Here is a 4,982-nt window from a genome sequence, read left to right as displayed (position 1 = left end):
TGATAACTGATAACTGATAACTGATAACTGATAACTGATAACTGATAACTGATAACTGATAACTGATAACTGATAACTGATAACTGATAACTGATAACTGATAACTGATAACTGATAACTGATAACTGATAACTGACTTCTAACCCCATGTTGGTCAAAGATAAGTAAAAATTATTTATTGACTCCACAAACTTGAGAATATTTAAATTAACATTTCGCAATATTTACAAATTCTTAAGAATTAATTGAGAAAGATTTTTATTTAACAACGATGTTATAATGGTTACAGCGATTTTGCTGAATTTCATAATGGGTTTTTCTGTGCTTTTTTGGGCAGCAATGGTTGAAACCCTTGCCACACCTACAAGGTGATCCTAATTAAGACAGGTAAATGAGTCAATTTCACCCACAACGATGATCTTTTTTTTGTGTAGTTTTATTGCAAAAAAAAAGTTTTTTTGACAAAAAGCAGAAAGTATGATATGTGCGCCAACCTATTTCCGGCTGCGATTAATTATTGCAGAGTTAGGTTAAAATCAGGGGATTTCCTGTTTCCAAGAGATCAAATACAGAAAAGCAGCAATTCGATCGAGAAATCGATAAAAACAGCCTAGACTAGAAAAAGAATCCTCTATCCTGACAGCTATCCTGTGGAGATTACTTTTTTAGGAACCAGTTCTGGGGTTCCCACTCGTTCCCGCAATGTCTCTAGTATCGCCCTTCGTTTGCCGCAACGGGCGGAAATATGGCTGTTTGACTGTGGAGAAGGAACTCAACACCAGTTACTGCGTAGCGACCTGAAAAGTTCCCAAATCCGACGCATTTTTATCACCCACATGCACGGCGATCATATCTTTGGTTTAATGGGATTGTTAGCCAGTATCGGATTAGCCGGTTCTGCTCAGGATATTGATATCTACGGACCCCCCGGACTAGGGGACTATCTGCGCGCTTGTGCTAAGTATTCCTATACTAATTTCGCCAATCGGGTGCGTGTCCATCCCCTTTCCCCCGGCATACTCTACGAAGATGAAGAATTTACCGTCTCCTGTCAGCTATTAAAACATCGTATTCCCGCCCACGGTTATCGCATCGCCGAAAAAGACCGTCCTGGACGTTTTGATGTGGAAAAAGCCAACGCTTTGGGTATTCCCCCCGGACCTATTTACGGCAAGCTGAAAAAGGGGGAAACTGTCACCCTTCCCGATGGCAGAAAAATTCGCGGTCAGTCCCTCTGCGGGGAAACGGAAATCGGCCGTAAAATTGCCTATTGTACCGATACTATTTTCTGTGAAGGCTCGATCGAATTGGCACAGAATGCAGATGTGCTAATTCATGAGGCGACTTTTGCACACCAAGATGCCGGGTTAGCCTTTGAAAGTGTTCACTCCACTTCGACGATGGCAGCCCAGGTGGCTTTGGCAGCCCAGGTAAAATTGTTATTAATGACCCATTTTAGCCCCCGTTATCTACCGGGGAATTCTCTGGATATTTCCAATCTGTTAGAGGAAGCGCGGGCGATTTTTCCTAACACTAAATTAGCCTACGATTTCCTCACCTACGAAGTCCCTCGCAACCGTCAAGAAATGGCCTTAGGAGTTAAATAATTATGCCAGCAGCAGTAGAAGAAAAAAGCATGGTTCCCACGGTTTTAGTGGGTATTGGTGGCACGGGTAACGAGATTTTATCGCGCTTGCGTCGTTTAATCGAGGAAAGTTATGGCAGTTTGAGCAATTTTCCGATTGTCAGTTTTTTGGTGGTTGATACGGATAAGGATTATAAAATCAGTAATCCTGAAGCTGCTGGCAGTGCTTTTAAAGATAACGAAAAACACTGGGCCCGGGTGAGTGGAAAACAGGTACAGGAGATGGTATCTGACATGGATAGATATCCCTGGATTAATAGTTGGTTTCCCCCGGAATTAGAGAGAAATATTACTTCCCTGGAAGCGGGAGCGGGACAAATTCGCGCCTGTGGCCGTTTTGCTTTATTTTGCAATTATCATGAGATCCAAAGAAAATTTCTGGACGCAGTGAGACGGGTAAAAGGACAAGAAAACTTTATGCTCGATCGCTATGGAATTAAAGTTAATAATACTGCTATTAATGTCTTTACTACGGGTTCTTTAAACGGTGGTACAGGTAGCGGAATGTTAATCGATCTAGGCTACTGTATTCGTAATTGGTTGCGCGGGGAAAGTAGTCCTTTGAGTACGGCAATTGTTCCCACTCCTGAAGCATTTGCGGGGATTAGTGTCGGCGATCGAGTTTTGGCTAATGGTTACGCTGCCCTGATGGAATTAAATTACTTTTCTGACTACAGAACCGAATATCATCAACAGTTTAGCAGCGGTTTAGTCGATGAAGTTGTTAGTAAGCTACCCCCCTTTGATTTTACCTATTTAGTGGGGACAAAAAACGGCGAAGGGGATTTTAAACTTGGTCAAATTAGGGAAATGATCGCCCAAAATATCTTCCTAGATATGACCTCTGATTTTGCCCCCCATAAGCGTTCCATTAGAGATAATATTAAGGGTTCTTGGGCGCAAGCTGACCCGGGAGGTCGCGGTTATCCTAAGCAATTTATGAGTTTTGGGCTATCAACTATTGAAATTCCTATTGCCCAAATTCGTGCCTCCTTATCGGAACGTTTAGCCAAAGATTTAATTAATTGGTGGCTGAATGATGCAGTGATTTTACCCGCTCAAATGTTGGAGTTAGTCAGAAGTGATATCCTCAAAAGAATGCGCTTGAGCGAAGGGGAATTAATTATGGATTTATGTGCCGACAAGGATCGCTCTTTAATTGCCATAATCTCCCAATGGATTAACGAAACTCGTCAGGAAATCAATCAAGATAATTGGCTATCTTGTACAAAGCAGGGTGTTAATATTTTAGGCAATGAACAGGGAAAAATTCTGCAATTTATTGATGATTATTTAACGCCAAGAGTCGAGGAATTTAAACGCAATCATTTACTAGAATTGAGTCCCGATGAACGGCTGCACGGCGATTACCTGAAAAAGATTTATAGTAACCGGGATGAAATTATTCAACGGGGTAAAAAGTCCCTAGAAATGGAGTTTTATAATATCCTTGAAGATCGGAACCGTGGGGTAAAATTTGCCGAGAGTTTTATTGTTTCAGTACGACAAATCTTCACCGACATAGCCGAAAAATTCCGTCGCGATCAAGAACAGGTTTGGAGTCAAAACGAAAGTAAACGTCAACGGGAATACGACACAGCCTTGGCAGAAATTAATGATCTGAAAGATAAACTTCATATCTCGAAAAAAGATAAGATGGAAGAATATTGTGAACAAGCTTTAACGGGATTGGAAGGCCATTTAATGGCCAATATTCAACGAAAAACCAGAGGTGCAGGAGTAGAGGTTATTAACCGTTTACTGGAACATCTTAATCAATTAGAAAGCCGTTTTAATCGCTTTCGTCAGAAAGTAATTCAAAGTCGCGATCTATTTAATCTCCAGTCTAATCAACAGATCGATAGTGCCGATGCTTTGTTAATTAATGGGATTAAATTATTTGACAGACAAGAATTAAATGGTCTTTATCAAGACTTTATCGAACAATTTGCCTCTGGGATTGTCGGTAACAAAAACGCCTACGATACGGGTATGGATAACCTTTGTTTACCCCTCTCAGAAGAGATTTTAAAGCAATCTAGCCCCCTCTGGAAAGAAACTCGCCGTGCCGACGAAAATATGCGTTTATTTGACATCACCGAGATTGCCGATATTCGTCAAGGAGATTTTCAAAAAGTTATCCTAAATCAAGCTAATCAACTCCTACAAAATGCTCCCGCTAGTAGTCGAATTCAGCAGGAATTAGCCGCTTGCGATCGCTTGTTAAAAATCTATAACAACGATGCCGATATTATCAATAATCTTCGCATTGCTTACCAAAAATCGCGCCCCCTAATTATGCTCAATCCTGCGGTTTTGCGAGGAAAAGATGCGGGTTTTACGCCTCAATTAAATCAAAATGTTGCCCTGATTGGAGGAAGAAATACCAGTAACCCAGCAGCCCAAAAAATTATTCCGAAACTGCGGGAATTTATTGCAAACGAAGACGATATTAAACCCTTGGGAGACGTGGAAAAATATCGTCTTGTCTTCGTGCAGGAAATTGGCGGTTTTTCCCTACGTTGTCTCGAGGGAATGCGAGAACTGCGGCAATCCTATCAGGACTGGAAAGGGGAATTTATTCTCGCTAAACGCGCCCAACAAATGGGGGAAAATCGCGATTTACCCATCCCCGTGCATATCCAAAAGGAACCGCCTTTCTGGGATGTTTTTCCCGAAGATCCGAGTATTTATCAATTGGTGGTAACAGCCCGAGCTTTGAAAGTGCTTTTCCCAGAAGTCAATCGAGTCACTAATGAGAAAACAATTCGCTATGAAATTAAAACCGCAACGGGATTAAAAAAAGTCGATATCGCCACCAGTTGGGAAGATGCGGTACAGGTGTTAGAAGTAAAAGCTTGTCGCGAAGATAAGGAAAAAATTCAAAGTCAGGTGACAGCTAAGTTACAGGCTGCAGCCACTCCCGAGAAAAAACAAGCTTTGTATCGGACTTTTATCCAATATTTACAACAACGTTCCGAGGAGTTAACAGGAGGAAAAGATAATACAGAATATAAACGGGAAGATGCAATTATTTTGCAGTTAATCGATAACTATAAGTTGGATAGCGGTGGAGAAATTCCTCTTTCTCCGGTGACGGAAGTGGCTAACCCAGCTTTAATTATCTGCGGTAATTGTGGACACAAAAACCCGCCCTCGTCTAATTTTTGTTCTAAGTGTGGCGCAAAATTAGTTAAGTAGAAATTAGATTTTGGGTTTGATCCCCCCTGCCCCCCTTGATAAGGGGGGTGCCGATAGGCGGGGGGATCTACCTTGATAAGGGGGGTGCCGATAGGCGGGGGGATCTACCTTGATAAGGGGGGTGCCGATAGGCGGG

The 4,982-nt window shown here is 41.9% G+C and carries 2 protein-coding genes; both read left to right on the top strand.

Annotation, left to right across the window (positions count from 1 at the left end; genetic code table 11):
• Nucleotides 1-650: 650 nt before the first annotated feature.
• Entirely contained in the window at nucleotides 651-1,607 is a 957-nt protein-coding gene (locus ACE1AQ_RS10050) for a ribonuclease Z (protein WP_008198852.1), read from the top strand.
• A gap of 2 nt (nucleotides 1,608-1,609) precedes the next feature.
• Complete coding sequence (locus ACE1AQ_RS10045) at nucleotides 1,610-4,846, top strand: tubulin-like doman-containing protein (RefSeq protein WP_008198851.1); 3,237 nt, start codon at nucleotides 1,610-1,612, stop codon at nucleotides 4,844-4,846.
• Nucleotides 4,847-4,982 lie beyond the last annotated feature (136 nt).

It is taken from the genome of Microcystis sp. BLCC-F209 (assembly GCF_041928595.1).
Classification (GTDB): domain Bacteria; phylum Cyanobacteriota; class Cyanobacteriia; order Cyanobacteriales; family Microcystaceae; genus Microcystis.
Note: the sequence above shows the minus strand (reverse complement) of the source record. Positions and strands in the feature narration are given on the sequence as shown.